Below are 18,982 nucleotides of genomic sequence, written 5' to 3'. Positions count from 1 at the left end.
CAAGGGGTCGAGCGAAAGACTCTTACTGCCCGATAGCGGCACCTTCACGTCTCGGATCTGCAGCGCCTTCAAGACCGTCTTTTGTTATGCGTATCGCATGCAGACCAGAATTCAAATCCCGAACATCGGTTTTAAAACCCATCTTCTCCAGAGCAGGCTGTAAGCCCTCTGCGGCGGTACCTTGCTCAATATCTAAGGTGCCAAAACGGTTCAGCAATCGTGGCTGATTAATCGCGCTTTGGATGTCCATATCCCATTGCGTGTGGGCGATAATGGCTTGTGCGACGTAACCAATAATGCGGCTGCCACCCGGTGAGCCAATTGCCATGTAAGGCTTGTCATCCTTCATCATAATGGTTGGTGCCATAGATGAACGTGGGCGTTTGCCCGGTTCTAATCGGTTTGCGATTGGCACACCATCTTGATGCGTGCGGAAAGAGAAATCGGTCAGTTCGTTATTGAGCAAGAAGCCGCGTACCATCAAGCGTGAGCCAAAGGCGTTCTCGATGGTTGTTGTCATTGAAACCACATTGCCTTGCTTATCGACGATATTGAAATGGCTGGTGGAAGGCAGCTCGATCGATTGGTCCATGCTTAAGTTCATGGCGTGCGACCAAGGAGGATTACCGGCTTCAGCCTTACTCAAGGCTTTACCGACTTGAATGAGCTCAGCACGTTGTTTGAGATAATCTTTATCAAGCAAGCCTTCGGTTGGCATTGGCACATAATCTTGGTCAGCCATGTATTTACCACGATCCGCGAACGCAAGGCGCGATGCATCGGCGATCACTTGCCATGATTTCGCGCTTTCGGCTCCCCAACCTTTAAGATCGTATTGCTCGGTGATCGCGAGAATCTGTCCAACCGTCAATGCGCCAGAGCTAGGTGGTCCCATGCCGCAGATGTCATAGCTTTGGTAAGCCGCACAAACCGGCTCACGTTGCTTGATTTGGAACGCATCAAAGTCAGGTTGTGCCAATACGCCAGGATTGCCCGGTGCATTTTGTACGGTCTTGATGATGTCTGTGGCGATATCGCCTTGATAGAAAGCTTTTGCCCCTTGCTCTGCAATTGCCGTCAGAGTTTGCGCGTATTCAGGGTTCTTCAACAACGTGCCTTCGGCTTTTGGTGAGCCGTCTGGATTGAAGAAGTAAGCCTTAGTCGCAGGGAAGCGTGATAGGCGCTTAGCATCTTTCTCAATCAGACTCGCGAGGCGAGGACTGACTTCGAAACCTTGCTCAGCCAAGGTAATCACGGGTTGGATTATCTTCTTCCATTCCAACTTGCCGTATTTCTGGTGCGTGTCCCACAGCAGTTTCACTGTACCAGGAGTGGCAACGGAGCGCCCACCGACAACCGCATCGTAAAATTGCAGTGGTTGTCCTTTGTCATCTAGGAAGAGTTTCGGCGTTGCGGCGAGCGGTGCGGTTTCGCGTCCATCATACGTAGTCAGTTTTTGTTTCTCACTGTCCCAATACACTAAGAAGGCGCCACCACCAATGCCTGATGATTGCGGTTCTACCAAGCCCAGCATCAGCTGCACGGCAACCATAGCATCAATAGCATTACCACCTTGGGCAATAACATCCGCACCAGCTTGGGTTGCAATTGGGTTAGCAGCGGTAACCATATAATCTTTCGCTTTGATCAATTGTTTTTGCTCGAAGCCAGTGCTGTGCTCCGGCGCAACCGCATCTGCTGCTTGGTTAGCAAAGACTGAGGTAGATAAGATTAGTGGGGAAGTAAGAAAAAGACCCGTGGTCACGAGTCGGTTGAACGTCCAATGCATGATGACTCTCCATGTTGCCAGTTTTGTGCTTTGAGCTTGGCAGTTATGGAGAGTCACGTCGAGTCAGCAATCTTAGAAATGTCGATTGTGCTACGCTTTTAAATCAGTACTTTATCCGATAAAAGTATTGATAGTTTGGTATAGAATACTGCCGCCCACTAGAGTAAATACCACGCCGCATAGACCGTCGATGTAGATACCCGCTTGTTGCAATTTACGCTGTAAGCGCTGTGTCGACAGCATCCATGCAAGGCTAGAGAACCAGAATAGCGACAAGCCAAACAGGATGACCAGTGCAATACCTTTGCCAGTAATCGACATACCTGCTGGGACTAAACTCGACATCAAACTGACAAAGAACACCAGGGCTTTCGGGTTAAGAATGTTGGTCGCAAATCCTTTAGCAAATGCCTGACGCTTATTGCTGATCACTAGGTTGTTTTGCTTCTTAGGTTGATCCGCCTGTGGGTTTTTGATCATCGAGATCACGGCGCGCAATGCGCCAATACCTAAATAGAGCAGATAACTACCACCGAGCAGTTGCACCACCGAGTACAACACTGGGTGCTGGTGGACGATATAACTCACGCCTGTCAGGCTGAATAAAGAGTGCAGCAAAATACCGACAGACAATCCCAACGCAATGTACAAGCCAGTTTGACGACCATGACGCGTCGCGTTTTGTACGACCAACGCAAAGTCGGGACCGGGACTCATTAGGGCAATAAAGTGAATGCTGGCGAGCGTCAGCAATATGGTGGATTCATTCATAACACATCTCAAGTATAACTAATGTGGCTATTGTCGTGGCAAGTCACCTATGGCGCTTGTAAAAAACTGACAGCTTTCTCGGTAAATGAAATTAACGAGTCACTTGAGAAGGGGAAACGCCGTAGGTCTGCTTAAACGCTTTGCTGAAATGCGCTTGATCGTAGAAACCGATCTGATGGGCGACGTCGGTACCACATTGACCTGATTGCAGTAACTTCATGCCTTGTTCGAGGCGCAGGCGTGCGAACCATGCGTAAGGCGTCATGCCAGTTTGCGCTTTAAAGTGGCGCTGGAACTGAGTTGGGCTCAGTTGGCACAACTCTGAAAGTGAATCCAAACGCACCGCTTGGTCAAGGTTCGCCATTAGATAATCTTTTAACGTCCCAAGCGATTGGTTTCCTAGCGGCACCACTTTTTGTCGCTCAAGCGATCCGTAGCGATCAAAAAGTTGGTTAAATCCTTCAAAAGGAAGGCAATCTTTGGTGAGTTGGCTGAGGTTTTCACGACGAAGTAGCCCGTGTAAGTTACTAAGTTGTGAAAATATCTGTGGATCCGAGATGATCAGCTCGTTGAAGTGTATTATTTGACCGTTTTGCTTCAGATCAGCCAGATCGCTCAATAGGTGAGGTTCGATCGCAAATACATTCACTTCGTAGCCACTTTCGAGCTTAGATTGCCCGTCGTGCAGCTCATCTGGCGGCATTATCACAATTTGCCCGTGACCAACTTGGTGGCTGTTACCTTGGTATTGGAACTTCTGCGCACCATGCGTGATCAGACCGAGATGAAAATCCAGGTGGTAATGCCTTTGAAAAGCAAATTTCTGGTATTTCGCCTCTATCAGACTCAAGTTGTCATGGTCGGTTGCGTAGTACTGAATATGTTCCATTAAATAAAAAAAGCTTGGTCACATTATGACCAAGCTTATCCATCAATTTCTTAAATGTCTTGTAAAAAACGATCACTGTGGCTGAACGATTCGGCGTGAGCGACGGTTATTACGTAATCCATCAAAGCTAAACACGACTAGTGCTCCCCAAATAAAGACGAAAGTGATCGCTTTATCCATGGTAAAGGGTTCGCCATACATCAATACTGCAAGTAAAAACATTAAGCTTGGGCCTATATATTGGAAAAAGCCCAAAGTCGATAATTTGAGTCTTGTTGCTGCACCCGTAAAGCACAGCAGTGGCAGGGTTGTTATAACCCCAGCTGCGATCAACAAACTATTTAACGTAAGTGGATTCGTAAGCATATTTGAGGTTGGTGTATCGGCAACAAAAAGCAAATAAACAGCGGCCACTGGCAGTAGAAGTAATGTCTCGATAAACAAGCCAGTTTTTGCATCGACACTGACTTTCTTTCTTAATAAGCCATAAAAGCCGAAGCTCATTGCTAACGCCATCGCAACAACAGGTACGGAGCCAAATACAATCAGTTGAACGAGTACGCCACAACCTGCCAATACAACCGCGAACCACTGTAATTTACGCAGTCGCTCACCAAGGAAGACCATCCCGAGTAAGACGTTGATCAGTGGGTTAATGTAATAACCTAAGCTGGCGTCGAGCATATGATTCGAGTTTACCGCCCAAATGAAAATCAACCAATTGCCGCCAATTAACATGGAACTTGCGATCAGGTAAGCGATTTTCGTTTTGTCTTTCGCGATGTGGTAAGCCGAGCGCCAGTGACGGCCAAAATGGAGGAGTGCAGCAAGCAAAAAGAAAGACCATATCACTCGGTGGCTTAGAATTTCCAAAGGAGATACTTGTGCGATGGACTTAAAGTACATCGGCGCAATGCCCCACATGGTATACGCGCCAATCGCTAGCAAGATGCCTTGCCGCGCGCGTTGTTGTTCGTCTTCTGGTGTCATGAAGTGTCACCTAATTGTGTGTTTTATAGAGCAGAAAATCAGTATACGAGTCGTGATGCGAAACACCTAACAATTTGCGGTTTTATTCACCATGAAACCCCATTACAATGTGCCCTCACTTTGTGTGCCAGTGGTATGCATAAGCACCTCTTTTTTAAGACCCAATCTGAGACTTTTCATGACCTCGACCTTGTTAGCCGAACAATCTGATTCGCCTGTAACGCCTCAACGTGTGTTGGAGGATGTGTTTGGTTACCAAGAGTTCCGTGATGGTCAGCAGTTGGTGATTGATGCTGCGGTAGAAGGTCGCGACAGCTTAGTTATCCTGCCTACTGGTGGCGGTAAGTCGCTGTGTTATCAAATCCCTGCTTTGGTTCGCTCTGGTATTACTTTGGTGATTTCTCCGCTTATTTCGCTGATGAAAGACCAAGTGGACCAGCTTAAAGCCAACGGTGTAGCGGCTGAATGCATTAACTCGACCATGCCTCGTGAAGAACTGCTCAGCGTGTATAACCGCATGCACACTGGTCATCTTAAGTTGGTGTACGTCTCGCCAGAACGCGTATTGATGCGTGATTTCATTGAGCGCTTGGAAAACTTGCCGCTATCGATGATTGCCGTCGATGAAGCGCATTGTATTTCCCAGTGGGGACACGACTTCCGTCCAGAATACGCCGCGCTTGGTCAACTTAAGCAGCAGTTTTCCCATGTGCCATTTATGGCGCTGACGGCGACGGCGGATGATGCAACGCGCCGAGATATTCTTGAGCGTCTGCAACTGAATAATCCAGAGGTTTATCTAGGCAGCTTCGACCGTCCTAACATTCGCTACAACTTAGTTGAGAAGCACAAGCCGGTTTCGCAAATCGTTCGTTATCTTGAAACCCAAAAGGGGAATTGCGGCATCATCTATTGTGGTAGCCGGAAGAAAGTTGAGATGGTGACCGAGAAGCTGTGCAACAACCACATTCGTGCTGCTGGTTATCACGCAGGTATGGATGCTGATGAGCGCGCTTACGTTCAAGAAGCTTTCCAACGTGATGACATCCAAATTGTAGTGGCGACCGTGGCATTCGGTATGGGCATCAACAAACCAAACGTGCGTTTTGTGGTTCACTTTGATATCCCGCGCAACATCGAGTCTTACTATCAGGAAACGGGTCGTGCAGGGCGTGATGGTTTACCTGCGGAAGCGATGATGTTGTATGACCCGGCGGACATCAGTTGGCTGCGTCGTATGTTGGATGAGAAAGACGATGGTCCGCAGAAGCAGGTGGAAACCCACAAGCTGAATGCGATGAGTGCCTTTGCTGAGGCGCAGACTTGTCGTCGTCAGGTGCTATTGAATTACTTTGGTGAATATCGTGAGAAGCCATGTGGCAACTGCGATATTTGCTTAGATCCACCGAAGCACTTTGATGCCACGGAAGAAGCGCGTAAGGCGTTGTCTTGTGTGTACCGTGTTAATCAGAGCTTTGGTATGGGCTACGTAGTAGAAGTGCTACGTGGCATGCAAAACATTCGTGTACGTGAAAACGGGCACGATAAAATTTCTACCTACGCGATAGGGCGTGATCACAGCCACGATTACTGGGTGAGTATCTTCCGTCAGTTAATCCACAAAGGGCTGTTGTTCCAAAACATCACGCGTAACTCAACGCTGCAACTTACCGAAGAAGCGCGTCCGCTGCTACGTGGCGATGTGACTCTGGAGTTAGCGGTTCCGCGTTTAGACACTGCAGCACGTGCGGCGAAGTCGGACAAACTGACCAGCAAGAACTACGACAAAAAGCTGTTTGCTAAGTTACGTAAGCTGCGTAAGTCGATTGCTGATGAAGATGGTTTGCCACCATACGTGGTCTTTAGTGATGCGACTCTGATTGATATGGCGGAAATTTTGCCAACGTCTTACGGCGAAATGCTGGCAGTCAGCGGCGTTGGTCAGCGCAAACTGGAGAAGTACGCCGATCCATTCCTCGATTTGATTCAAGAACACATTACTCACCACGGATAAGGAACCGAGATGCAAAAGGAATTTGGCTTAGCGGACTACATGGCACAAGAAGGGCGCTTAATCATAACCGCGCCGAGCTTTGACCTTGATAGCTTTCCTGCCTTAGGTGAGCGTTTAGTCGGCTTGCTTTCTGCTACTGTGGTGGAAAAGCAGTGGGATGCAGATATTCACTCTTGGCTGATCGACTTTGAAGGTTGCCGACTGTTTATGAAAGCAGAGCATTACAGCGAAGCGATTTGGTTTGAAGCGTTAGCGATTGAAGAGAGCAGGGAAGAGTTGGATTATCTTGCAGGATTGTTCCAGCGCGGTTTCTAAAATAGAATTTTTTCTTGAAAGGGTGTTTCACATGAAACACCCTTTTTTATGCTCAAACGTTTGCGTAAAACAGACGACTTGCGGCGAAAAGTGGTTAATGTATAATCGCCCACCGCTTCGCTCAGAATGAGCCAAGCCAGTTTATTTTTCATTTTACATTGTTGGTAAGAGCCACTTTATTCAGTGACTCGATTTGGGTTCCCTCACCCCCAAACCAAACTAAAAAGGTATCGCATGAGTAACTTTACCCCTGCGCAGCAGCGCAACGCCCTTATCTATCTGGTTCTATTCCACCTAGTCATTATTGCATCTAGCAATTACCTAGTTCAGCTACCGTTTACTATTTTCGGTTTCCATACCACTTGGGGTGCATTCACTTTCCCATTTATCTTCTTAGCGACTGACTTAACCGTGCGTATTTTCGGTGCTCAGTTGGCGCGTAAGATTATCTTCTTAGTGATGTTGCCTGCTTTGGCAGTGTCTTACTTCTTATCGGTGGTGTTCTTCGAAGGTCAATTCCAAGGTTTTGGTCACCTAGGGGAGTTTAACTTATTCGTTGCTCGTATCGCGATTGCTAGCTTCATGGCGTACCTACTTGGTCAGATCATGGATGTGCACGTGTTCAACCGCCTACGTCAAATGAAGCAATGGTGGGTGGCACCAACGTGTTCAACGCTTTTCGGTAATGCACTTGATACCATCGCTTTCTTCGCCATTGCGTTCTACCAAAGCCCAGATCCATTTATGGCAGAGCATTGGACGGAAATCGCGCTAGTGGATTACGGCTTCAAACTGATTATCAGTCTGGGTTTGTTCGTTCCTATGTACGGCGTATTACTGAATTACCTAATTAAGAAGCTGACTGCGGTGAACCCTGACTTTAAGGTGACGACAAGCGTTCAGTCTTAATATCAGTGGGAACCCCGAAAGCCGCTTGCTTAAATCAAGCGGCTTTTTTGTACCTGCTTACTGGGATTTAGAGGGTTTTGTACAGCGTGGGGAGCAATTAGATCATGGGTGTCCAAAAGCTCCCTAAGCTGTACGAAGGTAAAATGAGCAATAAAAAAGGTCCCGAGTGAGACCTTTTAATCGAAGATACGGAACGCAGAGCAAGCTCGTTGGTGAAATGGCTAACAGAGCATTTTCTCAATCAAAATGGCTTTTTGCGCATCGAAGGCGCCAAGTTGCAGGCCGTTCTCCCAGCTGATGCTTTGATTGAATATCGCCAACATCAAACCGACACTGCGTTGATTGGCGTCCTGCCAGCAATCAGATTCGCTGTACTCTCCATCATTTATCGCGTTGCCATTAACGAGAATGGGCTCGAAACGCCATTTTTCGCCGACACGGTAGTAGCCTTTGCTGGTTAAGGTTTGGTTGGATTGAATCGTTAGATTGTGCTCGATGCCCGGCTCACCAGTTAATTCAAATACAAACCTTAGCTGGTGGTCGTCGCATTGCAACTCAACGATCAGTTGGCCGGTTTCCTCAATCAGTGTTGACTGAGAGTAGTCTCCAAAGCAGTGCAGCAACCAAGAGATAGGGTGGCTGGCTGTTTCAAGAAACCACTCTTTGAGTGTGAAGTTGCCCGGTAGATTAACTTGGGTGACTAGATTGACCACACAAGGTTGGGTTTGCGAAGTGAGCCACTTCTCTATCGTCTTGGCGGTATTTAGCTGAGCAAAGGCGTAATTAACCAATAGGTTGGCGTTCGGTTGCTGCCAGTGAGTGATGTCGGAATTCAATCCCACCAAGGGCTTTTCACAAATCAGCTTGGTTGAACCCAACTTCTTTATGATCTCTGCATGAGTATGCGCAGGTGTCGCGATGGTCACGACATCAAGTTGCTTGAGTGCGCTGATGCTTGTTTCTGCCTTTGGGATTGCTTCTTCACTGCACGCTTGTTGAAGAGGTTCTATTTGGTTGGCGCATAACGTCGTGATTGCAACACCATTGTTTCGATAGTGGGGAATGTGCGTGCGTCCCCAGTTGATTCCTATGATGCCAGCTTGCTGGATTTGCTCTGGCTTGGTGAAGCGTTCACTCAATGGCGGCAAGGCAATTCGTTCATCTGTTAAACGTTGGTCATGGTGATAGTCATTGCTTGGCAGCACTTGCCATTGCTTGTTGTAATGCTGCTTGAGTGCACAAACGAGTTCGTAGAAATTCCACTTATCCTTTAAGTTGCTATCAAGGTGGTATAAACCGGCTTCGTTCCGCTCAATAAGCTGCAAAAAGGCGAGTGCAGTATCGTCCATATGAGAAGTCGCAGGATACCAAGCCGTGCTAGCGGTAATAACGCCGTTCTCTTCATATTGGCGGTCGAGATGCGCCAACATGTTATTGCCTTCTGCTTGGTGATGGAGCTGCCAACCAATTCGAGCAACCATCGCATCTGGATTTGCTTGCCAGATTGCATCTTCACAACGAACTTTGTATTTGCCGTAATCATCTTGGGTGTTTCTTTCTTCAAAGATGCCATAAGGCCCGTTTTTTGTGGCATCAAATACCATTGCTGTGCTGACAAAGAGGTAAGGAATGTTGCGCTGTTTGCAGTGTTCACCGAGCCATGCTGCCCATGCTTCACTCCCCATCGCCATATGGCACACCGCATCAATGTGGTGCTGCTGCCAAAATTGCTCACTTTGCTCTGGATCATCTGGTGAGATTTGGTGGTGATTCCACTCCAATATGTTCCAGCCGCGTATGTGAAACTGATGAGCGACTTTTGGGGCGAGAGTGCCAGTTAAGCCAGTCATTAAAACGGTTTTCATGATGGTGCATCTTGGTTGGCTAAATTGTGTTTATCAATAAAGCATGGCTGTTTTTCGATGTAGAGCGGAGAAGCTGAAATTTTTGCTGGGCAGCACGTTTTGTAGGGGAGGTAGATGCAAAAAAGCCCAAGCGAACGCCTGGGCTTTAGTATTGTAAGGCAGTGACATTCGCTTATTTTGCTACGATATTTAATGGCCAGCCGATGTCTGTCTGACGGTTGGATTCAATTTCCAACTCAGCCGCAGTCAGTGGGTTTTTCTCTAGCCATTGCGCATCAATGTGTAACGTTAGATTGTCGCCTTCAACTGTTAGAGTCACATTTGGCTCTAGATCAGGATTGCGACGATGGCTGAGTAAAACTGCAAGACGCAACAGTCTCAATACTCGTTTGGCACTCGAGCCTGATAATGCATGCTGCTCAGGTAAAGAAGTGAGCTGTTCGCGATAGCGACGAGCCACTTCACCAATAAAGAACTTCTGTGCGCGCGTGTAACCAGGCAGATCCAAATTCTGCAGCAAGTAAGCACTATGCTCTCCGCCTTTTTTGAAATCGATAGTTAAGCCAATTTCATGCAGTTTTGCGGCGGTCTCGAGTAATATCTTGCCCTGAGGCTCTGTAATCCACTCATCGCCCCCAGCTTGCTGTAAAAGCGTGTGTGCCAGACTAGCGACTTGTTCACCGTATTGGTGATCGAGCTGATAACGATTTTGTACGCTAGCGATAGTGCGGGCACGAATGTCTTCTTGACGAAGCTCTTCAACCATCTCATACACTAAGCCTTCGCGTAGTGCGCCGCCAGCCAGTGTCATAGCATCGATTTCAAGCAATTCAAAAACGGCAATCAAAATAGAGAGGCCACTAGGGAACACTAATGCGCGCTCAAGTGTTAAGCCTTCAATATCGAGCTCTTCTAAATGGTCGGCCAACATGGCTTGCTTCTGTAGACGCTTGAGTTTGGAGTGAGTGATTACTTCGTCCATGCCTTGCGCCAGCATTATCTCTTGCAATGCCTGAACAGTGCCTGATGCACCAACGCACACATCCCAACCAATTTCTGTATAACGTTCTAAAATCGGCTGGATGGTCTGTTTCGCTCCTTCAATTGCCGCGTCAAAGTTACGAGCATTCAATTGGCGATCTTTAAAGAAGTTTTCAAGCCAAGTCACGCAGCCCATTTTTAAGCTGGTCAGTGCTTTGGCTTCGAAACCTTCACCGATAATCAGTTCGGTACTTGCTCCACCGATATCGACTACAAGGCGACGACCACTACCGCCAGAGGTGTGAGCGACACCTTTATAGATAGTGGCAGCTTCTTCTTCACCAGTAATCACTTCGATAGGCTGGCCTAGAATTTGGTTAGCCTTTTCTAAAAACACATCTACATTGGTCGCGGTACGTAATGTTGCAGTACCGACGATGCGAATGTTTTGTTTAGGAATGTCCTGCAAGCGTTCCGCAAATAGACTTAAGCAGTCCCATCCTCGCTGCATAGCTTCCATACTAAGAGAATTATGTTCATCTAAGCCCGCTGCTAGACGAACTTTGCGCTTAATTTTAGCCATTGTTTGAACGCTGCCATCGATGTGACGCACAACGAGCATGTGAAAACTGTTCGACCCGAGGTCGATGGCGGCATATAGCGGTGATGATCCTGCTTGACTCATAAAACGAACTCAGTTTCCTATTACGATTGTTTTGGTGCCGATTGACGCGGTTGGCGTGGACGACGTCCCTGCGGCTTACGGTTACCAGAACGGGTACCGCCAGTATTCGTGCGGCGCTGTTGGTTGCGTGGTGCACGCATACGAATCGGAGCCGGTAGATCTTGAATCAGTGCCGACGAATCGTACTCTGAAACTGGGATTGTATGCTCAATGTATTCTTCGATTGCTGGTAGGTTAACCGCGTACTCTTCACAAGCAAAACTGATCGAATGACCGCTCGCACCAGCGCGACCAGTACGGCCAATACGGTGAACATAATCTTCACAGTCGTCAGGAAGGTCGTAGTTGAAAACGTGCGTTACCTGAGGAATATGCAGGCCACGCGCTGCAACGTCAGTTGCAACTAGGATGTCGACATCACCTTTGGTGAATTGCTCAAGAATCTTCTCACGCTTCTTCTGCGGTACATCGCCAGTAAGAAGGCCTACACGGTGTCCATCGGCAGCCAAATGACCCCAAACCGATTCACACTTATGCTTGGTATTGGCAAAAATGATAGCGCGATCTGGCCACTCTTCTTCAATTAGTGTTTGAAGCAGCGCCATTTTGTCTTCATTCGAAGGATAGAAAAGCTCTTCCTGGATACGGTGGCCAGTTTTTTGTTCTGGTTCGACAACGACATGCTCAGGAGTATTCATGTGTTCGAATGCCAGTTCTTGAACGCGGTAAGACAGCGTTGCTGAGAACAGCATGTTCAAACGCTCTTTTGGCTCAGGCATACGACGGAACAAGAAGCGAATGTCTTTAATAAAGCCAAGATCGAACATGCGGTCGGCTTCGTCCAGAACAACAGCTTGAATGTTGTTGAGGTTAAATACGCGCTGTTTGTAGAAATCGATGATACGGCCTGTTGTTCCGATCAGAATATCTACGCCGTCTTGCAGTTTCGCAAGTTGCTTGTCGTAGCTTTCACCACCGTAAGCTAGAGCGGTTTTTAGACCTGTGCTTTCAGTTAATGATTCTGCATCATTGTAAATCTGAATAGCGAGCTCACGTGTAGGCGCCATAATAATTGCGCGTGGCTGTGTAGGCTTACGACCTTCATGTTCCGGAGTCGTCAGAAGGTGGTTGAACGTAGCAGTAAGAAACGCGAGCGTTTTACCAGTACCCGTTTGGGCCTGGCCTGCGATGTCTTGGCCGGTGAGCAGGACCGGCAACGCCAAGGCTTGGATAGGGGTACAAAATTCGAACCCTTTTTTGTCCAATCCTTCAATAACTTGGGGCTTTAAGCCCAAATCGGCGAACTTTTGCTCTGTGATATGCGTCTTTTTCATGGCTATAGAATATCAGCTAAAGCTTGCAATACGAAAGTAAATACATTCCAATAGGGCATCTAATTACTGGTTATCATCCAACCAGTTTCGAAAAACACATTGGAGTGGAAGATGAGTGATAAGATTTTGCAGCTAACTGATGACGGTTTTGAAAACGATGTAATCAACGCTGCAGGCCCGGTTCTAGTGGATTTTTGGGCAGAATGGTGTGGTCCTTGTAAAATGATCGCTCCTATTTTGGACGAAATCGCAGACGAGTACGAAGGCAAACTCACTATCGGTAAACTAAACATCGACCATAACGCAGGTACACCACCTAAGTTTGGTATTCGCGGCATTCCAACGCTATTACTATTTAAAGATGGTAACGTAGCGGCAACGAAAGTAGGTGCTCTGTCTAAAACTCAACTAAAAGAGTTCCTAGACGCAAACTTATAATCACCAAGTGATTACAGATAAAACCGTGCAAAGTTACAATGCACGGTTTTGTTTTTCTAACTCTGGACTAGAATACTAATTAGTGCTAACTTATCGCGCGTTAATTGAACAAATTTCTCTTCTTGGTCGATCCTGAGACCAAATCCATCTTAACTAGAAAACAGATCTTATTTTGACTAAACAAGAATCCACCACCATGAACCTTACCGAACTGAAGAACAGACCTGTGTCTGACCTTGTAAAACTGGGCGAAAGCTTAGGATTAGAGAACCTAGCTCGCTTAAGAAAACAAGACATCATCTTCGCGATTTTAAAAGCGCACGCTAAAGGCGGCGAAGACATCTTTGGCGATGGGGTTCTGGAAATTCTGCAAGACGGCTTTGGTTTCCTACGCAGTGCAGATAGTTCATACCTTGCGGGTCCGGACGATATCTACGTATCACCAAGTCAGATTCGTCGCTTTAACCTACGTACTGGTGACTCTATCGCTGGTAAAATTCGTCCACCAAAAGACGGTGAACGTTACTTTGCCCTTCTAAAAGTCAATACCGTTAACGACGATAAACCAGACAACGCCCGTAACAAGATCCTATTTGAAAACCTTACCCCTCTACATGCGAATGAGCGCATGGTTATGGAGCGTGGTAACGGTTCAACAGAAGACATTACAGCACGTGTTTTAGACTTGGCATCGCCTATCGGTAAAGGTCAACGTGGTCTGATTGTTGCTCCGCCTAAAGCGGGTAAAACAATGCTTCTGCAAAACATCGCGCAAAGCATCGCGTACAACCACCCAGAGTGTGAGTTGATGGTTCTTCTTATCGACGAACGTCCAGAAGAAGTAACTGAGATGCAGCGCCTAGTTAAAGGTGAAGTGGTTGCGTCGACTTTCGATGAGCCAGCATCTCGTCACGTACAAGTAGCGGAAATGGTGATCGAGAAAGCAAAACGTCTTGTTGAACATAAGAAAGACGTGGTTATCTTGCTTGACTCTATCACTCGTCTAGCTCGTGCTTACAACACCGTAGTGCCTTCATCAGGTAAAGTACTAACTGGTGGTGTGGATGCAAACGCATTACATCGTCCTAAGCGTTTCTTCGGTGCTGCACGTAACGTAGAAGAAGGCGGCAGCCTAACTATCATCGCAACGGCACTAGTAGATACTGGTTCTAAAATGGATGAAGTTATCTACGAAGAGTTCAAGGGTACAGGTAACATGGAACTGCACTTGAACCGTAAGATTGCTGAGAAGCGTGTATTCCCTGCGATTGACTTCAACCGCTCAGGTACACGTCGTGAAGAGCTACTGACGAAGACTGACGAACTACAGAAGATGTGGATTCTGCGTAAGATCGTTCACCCAATGGGCGAAATCGACGCAATGGAATTCCTAATCGATAAGCTAGCGATGACGAAGACCAACGATGAGTTCTTCGATGCGATGCGTCGTCAATAGTCTCAGATAAGTTATTCTGCGAAAAGCCACCGTATATCGGTGGCTTTTTTATTGCTTTCTCCCGATAGAAGTATCAGAATGAAGGAAATGTTATCGGGAGGTTAACATGCAACAAGGAATGTTGTCGTCATTACTCCTGAGCTTGTCACTTATCACTCTACCTGCGACATTATCTGCCAAGGAAATGCATGAGTCTGTAGTAGAACAGTGGCTTCAGGATACTCAAATACAGACTAAAGTCTCTGAACTGCTTGATTACGCTGTCAGAGATGAAGTCGACTCGCTTAAATTTGCCCTTGATCGACTTGCTTTGCCTCAACAAGAGGTGGTGCGCTTTCAATTATTGGAAAAGCTTGAAAAGCAAGGTGTGATTCTCACGCCTCGAATGGCTCTGTTTGTTGAGTCCCAGATCCGTATGACCCCGACTTATCAAGTGTTAGAGCGAGGTGATGGGTATGAATTTAGTGTACCCGCTTTTAACTTTCCCGTTATTGCGAGTCGCTTGATTAAGCGCTGGAAACAAGACCAAAGTACCTTGGACTTTGTCTTACAAGCTGAACGAAGAGAGCTTAACTTAAAGCAATGGCTTACAGGGCCATCTCAACAAGCTCAAGCGCGTGAAGCGCTTTTGATTCGAGAGTTAGACAGCTTATCACCCAATGCGCTTGCTGCATTAACGGCCCAGTTAACCAAAGCAAATGTGACCAGTTGGTTACCATCGACGGCCGTGATAGTCAGGTTGGCACAAGTTAGTCAGGATGAGGAAGTGTACAACTTACTCTGGCGGATGAAAGCTGATTACAACAGCCAGTCCGAACTTGAGCGTTTAGCTGCGGTTGGAGACGTTTTTTCCATTCAGCAATTGATGAATGCCACAGTTAACCCATCACTCAAGCCAGAAGCTATTAGTCTACTTACAAAATCTAACCCTCTATCTCCGCAAGTAAAGCAGTTTCTAGTTAGAAAAATGGCGTTATCAGAAGAAGCAACCATGGTTGCTCGAGAGCTTGCTCAACAAGGGCATCAAACCTGGTTGGAAGAGTTAGTATCTTCGAACCATCAGATAAAGACTCGGCAGATTGAACAAGTATTAAAGTAATCTGGCTCACATACCCACACAAAATAGGAGGATCTTAGCGTCCTCCTATTTGTTATACTGCGGACAGTTTAATCAGCCAGCATGAAGGCCTATGAGTTTTAAGGATTTACGCGAATTTATCGACCACCTAGAACAGAAAGGTCGACTTAAACGCATCACTCACCCTGTCGATCCCGCTTATGAAATGACAGAAATCAGCGACCGCACCTTGCGTGCTGGTGGACCTGCGCTGTTGTTTGAGAACCCAATCGGCTACGACGTACCTGTTTTGACGAACCTGTTTGGTACACCAGAGCGTGTCGCAATCGGCATGGGACGTGAAGACGTTAAAGAATTAAGAGAAGTCGGTAAGCTGCTGGCTTATTTAAAAGAACCTGAGCCACCAAAAGGCTTCAAAGACGCTTTAGAAAAACTGCCTGTGTTCAAACAAGTATTGAACATGCCGGCTAAGCGTTTACGTAAAGCACCATGCCAAGACATTGTTTGGCAAGGTGATGAAGTCGACTTGGATAAAATTCCGGTAATGAGCTGCTGGGCAGAAGATGTAGCGCCGCTGCTTACTTGGGGCTTAACCGTAACCAAAGGTCCAAATAAGAAACGTCAGAACCTAGGCATTTACCGTCAGCAGAAAATTGCCAAGAACAAAATCATCATGCGTTGGTTAGCCCATCGTGGTGGTGCGCTTGATCTGCGCGATTGGATGGAAACCAACCCAGGTAAACCTTTCCCAGTTTCGGTCGCGTTTGGTGCAGACCCAGCAACCATTCTTGGCGCAGTAACACCAGTGCCAGATACGCTATCGGAATACGCATTTGCAGGTTTGCTACGTGGAAGCAAAACGGAAGTCGTGAAGTCAGTCAGCAACGATTTGGAAGTGCCAGCGAGCGCGGAAATCGTGATGGAAGGCTATATCGACCCGAACGAGTTTGCTGATGAAGGTCCTTACGGTGACCACACTGGCTACTATAACGAAAAAGAAAAGCACCACGTATTTACTATTACGCACATTACTATGCGTAAAGACCCTATTTATCACAGCACCTACACAGGTCGTCCGCCAGATGAACCAGCTGTATTGGGTGTGGCATTAAACGAAGTGTTTGTGCCTATTCTGCAAAAGCAATTCCCAGAGATTGAAGACTTCTATCTTCCGCCAGAAGGTTGTTCGTACCGAATGGCCGTCGTCACCATGAAGAAGCAGTACCCAGGACATGCCAAGCGCGTAATGATGGGCGTGTGGTCTTTCTTACGTCAATTCATGTATACCAAGTTTGTTATTGTGTGCGATGAATCGGTAAACGCACGAGATTGGAATGATGTCGTTAAAGCCATGTCAGAGCATATGGACCCTGTACGTGATACCTTGATGATAGATAACACGCCAATCGACTCGCTCGACTTTGCTTCACCAGTGGTTGGGCTTGGCTCCAAAATGGGCTTGGATGCGACCATTAAATGGGATGCCGAGCTGGCGACGCGAACCGAGGTCACTGAGCGAGACAGCAAAGCGATTACCGAAGCAGAACTGAATGAGTTGAAACAGCAACGCCCTGAGATTGTTGACGTCTATCTTCCAGTTACAGCAAACAACCAATTTGCTGTCGTGACTATGAAGAAAGACCAAGCTGGTCAATCCCAAGAATTGATGGAATATCTATGGGGCTTCTTTGCTCAGTACACGGATAACAAATTCATCATTTTGTGCGACGATGACGTTAATGCACGAGATTGGAATGACATCATTTGGGCGGTGACAACTCGAATGGACCCAGATAGAGACACGATTCAAGTGCTTGGTAAGACTGAGAGTTCATCCAAATTAGGACTGGATGCGACCAACAAGTTCGAATCTGAAGTCACGCGCGAGTGGGGCACGCCTATCAAAAAAGATCCTAAACTTGTGGCTAAAGTCGATGAGATTTGGGACCAGTTAGGTATTCTATGAGTCATCAAGTCCACCTTCTACCAATGGACGTTACGTTCCAAGTAAAAGAAGGGGAGACGGTGTTGGAAGCTGCGCTCAACAACAATATTCGCTTCCCGCACCGTTGCCAAGTTGGCGCTTGCGCCATGTGCATGTGTAAAAAGCTAACGGGCGAGGTGAGCTATCACCTCGAACCGATGCTAACCGAAAAAGAGCAACAGCAAGGTTGGATATTCCCTTGCCAAGCCTATACAGAAAGTAATTTAGTGCTTACTTTTGACGAGTAAGCGAGAGGAACACCATGACCATCCAATGTAAAGTAAAGTCTATTCAGCCGTTAGCTTGTAATACTTACCAAATCCTTCTTCACCCAGAATCACCAGTGCCTTTTAAAGCGGGTCAGTACCTAATGGTGGTGATGGGTGAAAAAGACAAACGTCCTTTCTCTATCGCAAGCAGCCCTTGTCGTCATGAAGGTGAACTTGAACTGCACATCGGTGCGGCGGAACACAACGCTTATGCACAAGAAGTTGTCGAAGCAATGCAAGCGGCGCTTGAAACTGATGGTCAGATTGAAATTGATGCGCCACATGGCGATGCTTGGGTTCAAGAAGAAAGCGAACGCCCATTATTATTAATTGCTGGTGGTACAGGCTTCAGTTACGTTCGCTCGATTCTGGATCACTGCGTAGCGCAGAATAAAACCAATCCTATCTATTTATATTGGGGGGCGCGCGATAACTGCCAGCTTTATGCTAAAGACGAACTGGTCGAGATTGCCGACAAGTTTGCCAATGTTCACTTTGTGCCAGTAGTAGAAGAAGCACCTGCAGACTGGCAAGGTAAAGTTGGTAACGTGCTACAAGCAGTAGCCGAAGATTTCGAAAGCTTAGAAAACTACGATATCTATATTGCAGGTCGTTTTGAAATGGCTGGCGCAGCACGTGAACAGTTCACTCAGAACAAGAAAGCGAAGAGCGAACGTATGTTCGCAGACGCGTACGCATTCATTTAAATACGGCTTTTAAGGCAGAAAAAGAGGGTTTTTTACCCTCTTTTTTGCTTTTTTGATGAAATAGTCATCGAACAGTCATTTTTTTCCATTTTTTTTCAAAAAAGGGTTGCGAACGGATCTGAGTTCCCTATAATGCGCATCCACCGACACGGCAGACGCGATAAGGCTTCAGCAGGGTCGGAGAGGTGAAAGCTTCTACGAAAAATAAATTGAAAAAGTGTTTGACACTGTCAATTAAATCGCTAGAATGCACCTCCGCTTTGAGAGAAAAACTTCTCGTAAAGCAAGCTCTTTAACAATATAGACCTATCAATCTGTGTGGGCACTCGTTGATGATAATCCAAATAGTTTCTTCGGAAACAATTTAGGTTTCAATGAAACGAAGTGACCATTGAATCTTCGGATTCAGCACAGTCAATTCAAACATTACTTTATGTAATGTTCAGTATTCATTGAGCCGAACAAAATCTTAAATTGAAGAGTTTGATCATGGCTCAGATTGAACGCT

At 46.8% G+C, this 18,982-nt stretch carries 16 protein-coding genes; 9 read left to right on the top strand and 7 right to left on the bottom strand.

Features of this window, described 5'->3' with window-relative positions:
• Positions 1 to 22: 22 nt before the first annotated feature.
• The 4 genes from ggt to rarD form a co-directional block, all read right to left on the bottom strand.
• Positions 23 to 1,789: a gamma-glutamyltransferase gene (gene ggt, locus R7P36_RS23580; RefSeq protein ID WP_064354413.1), complete on the bottom strand. Its 1,767-nt coding sequence runs from the start codon at positions 1,787 to 1,789 to the stop codon at positions 23 to 25.
• A gap of 111 nt (positions 1,790 to 1,900) precedes the next feature.
• Positions 1,901 to 2,560 (bottom strand): LysE family translocator, encoded by a 660-nt coding sequence (locus tag R7P36_RS23575; protein ID WP_213900115.1) that lies wholly within the window; start codon positions 2,558 to 2,560, stop codon positions 1,901 to 1,903.
• Between the two features lie 91 nt (positions 2,561 to 2,651).
• Complete coding sequence (locus R7P36_RS23570; RefSeq protein ID WP_009696782.1) at positions 2,652 to 3,449, bottom strand: AraC family transcriptional regulator; 798 nt, start codon at positions 3,447 to 3,449, stop codon at positions 2,652 to 2,654.
• Positions 3,450 to 3,521: 72 nt separating this feature from the next.
• Entirely contained in the window at positions 3,522 to 4,439 is a 918-nt protein-coding gene (gene rarD / locus R7P36_RS23565; protein ID WP_005382912.1) for an EamA family transporter RarD, read from the bottom strand.
• Between the two features lie 178 nt (positions 4,440 to 4,617).
• On the opposite strand from rarD, the gene recQ reads away from it, so the two are divergent.
• The 3 genes from recQ to R7P36_RS23550 all read left to right on the top strand — a co-directional run bounded on the left by recQ (position 4,618) and on the right by R7P36_RS23550 (position 7,677).
• Entirely contained in the window at positions 4,618 to 6,453 is a 1,836-nt protein-coding gene (gene recQ / locus R7P36_RS23560) for an ATP-dependent DNA helicase RecQ (RefSeq protein WP_005451195.1), read from the top strand.
• A 9-nt stretch (positions 6,454 to 6,462) separates the two neighbouring features.
• On the top strand, positions 6,463 to 6,768 hold the full coding sequence (locus R7P36_RS23555; RefSeq protein WP_005378772.1) for a DUF3630 family protein: 306 nt from the start codon (positions 6,463 to 6,465) through the stop codon (positions 6,766 to 6,768).
• Between the two features lie 234 nt (positions 6,769 to 7,002).
• Positions 7,003 to 7,677: a 7-cyano-7-deazaguanine/7-aminomethyl-7-deazaguanine transporter gene (locus R7P36_RS23550; protein WP_005378770.1), complete on the top strand. Its 675-nt coding sequence runs from the start codon at positions 7,003 to 7,005 to the stop codon at positions 7,675 to 7,677.
• Between the two features lie 221 nt (positions 7,678 to 7,898).
• Here R7P36_RS23550 and R7P36_RS23545 read toward each other — a convergent pair whose 3' ends face one another.
• From R7P36_RS23545 to rhlB, 3 genes are all read right to left on the bottom strand, one after another.
• The gene (locus R7P36_RS23545) at positions 7,899 to 9,542 is read right to left on the bottom strand and encodes a sugar nucleotide-binding protein (RefSeq protein WP_213900116.1); all 1,644 of its coding nucleotides are present in this window, start codon (positions 9,540 to 9,542) and stop codon (positions 7,899 to 7,901) included.
• 172 nt (positions 9,543 to 9,714) lie between these two features.
• Complete coding sequence (gene gppA, locus R7P36_RS23540) at positions 9,715 to 11,208, bottom strand: guanosine-5'-triphosphate,3'-diphosphate diphosphatase (protein ID WP_053306516.1); 1,494 nt, start codon at positions 11,206 to 11,208, stop codon at positions 9,715 to 9,717.
• A 20-nt stretch (positions 11,209 to 11,228) separates the two neighbouring features.
• Entirely contained in the window at positions 11,229 to 12,542 is a 1,314-nt protein-coding gene (gene rhlB, locus R7P36_RS23535; RefSeq protein WP_054577300.1) for an ATP-dependent RNA helicase RhlB, read from the bottom strand.
• 111 nt (positions 12,543 to 12,653) lie between these two features.
• On the opposite strand from rhlB, the gene trxA reads away from it, so the two are divergent.
• The 6 genes from trxA (at position 12,654) to fre (ending at position 18,474) form a co-directional block, all read left to right on the top strand.
• Positions 12,654 to 12,980 (top strand): thioredoxin TrxA, encoded by a 327-nt coding sequence (trxA, locus tag R7P36_RS23530; RefSeq protein WP_004745500.1) that lies wholly within the window; start codon positions 12,654 to 12,656, stop codon positions 12,978 to 12,980.
• A gap of 196 nt (positions 12,981 to 13,176) precedes the next feature.
• Entirely contained in the window at positions 13,177 to 14,436 is a 1,260-nt protein-coding gene (rho, locus tag R7P36_RS23525) for a transcription termination factor Rho (protein WP_005378757.1), read from the top strand.
• 106 nt (positions 14,437 to 14,542) lie between these two features.
• Positions 14,543 to 15,535: a hypothetical protein gene (locus R7P36_RS23520; RefSeq protein ID WP_213900117.1), complete on the top strand. Its 993-nt coding sequence runs from the start codon at positions 14,543 to 14,545 to the stop codon at positions 15,533 to 15,535.
• Positions 15,536 to 15,626: 91 nt separating this feature from the next.
• The gene (gene ubiD, locus R7P36_RS23515; RefSeq protein ID WP_085570149.1) at positions 15,627 to 17,480 is read left to right on the top strand and encodes a 4-hydroxy-3-polyprenylbenzoate decarboxylase; all 1,854 of its coding nucleotides are present in this window, start codon (positions 15,627 to 15,629) and stop codon (positions 17,478 to 17,480) included.
• Entirely contained in the window at positions 17,477 to 17,746 is a 270-nt protein-coding gene (locus tag R7P36_RS23510) for a 2Fe-2S iron-sulfur cluster-binding protein (protein WP_009696789.1), read from the top strand. Before ubiD ends, R7P36_RS23510 begins: the two co-directional genes overlap by 4 nt.
• 14 nt (positions 17,747 to 17,760) lie before the next feature.
• On the top strand, positions 17,761 to 18,474 hold the full coding sequence (fre, locus tag R7P36_RS23505; protein ID WP_005382872.1) for an NAD(P)H-flavin reductase: 714 nt from the start codon (positions 17,761 to 17,763) through the stop codon (positions 18,472 to 18,474).
• The last annotated feature ends 508 nt before the right edge of the window (positions 18,475 to 18,982 follow it).

Origin of the sequence: Vibrio sp. 397, assembly GCF_033339395.1 — a bacterium.
Taxonomy (GTDB): Bacteria; Pseudomonadota; Gammaproteobacteria; order Enterobacterales; family Vibrionaceae; genus Vibrio; species Vibrio alginolyticus.
This window is presented reverse-complemented; position numbering and strand designations above follow the sequence as displayed.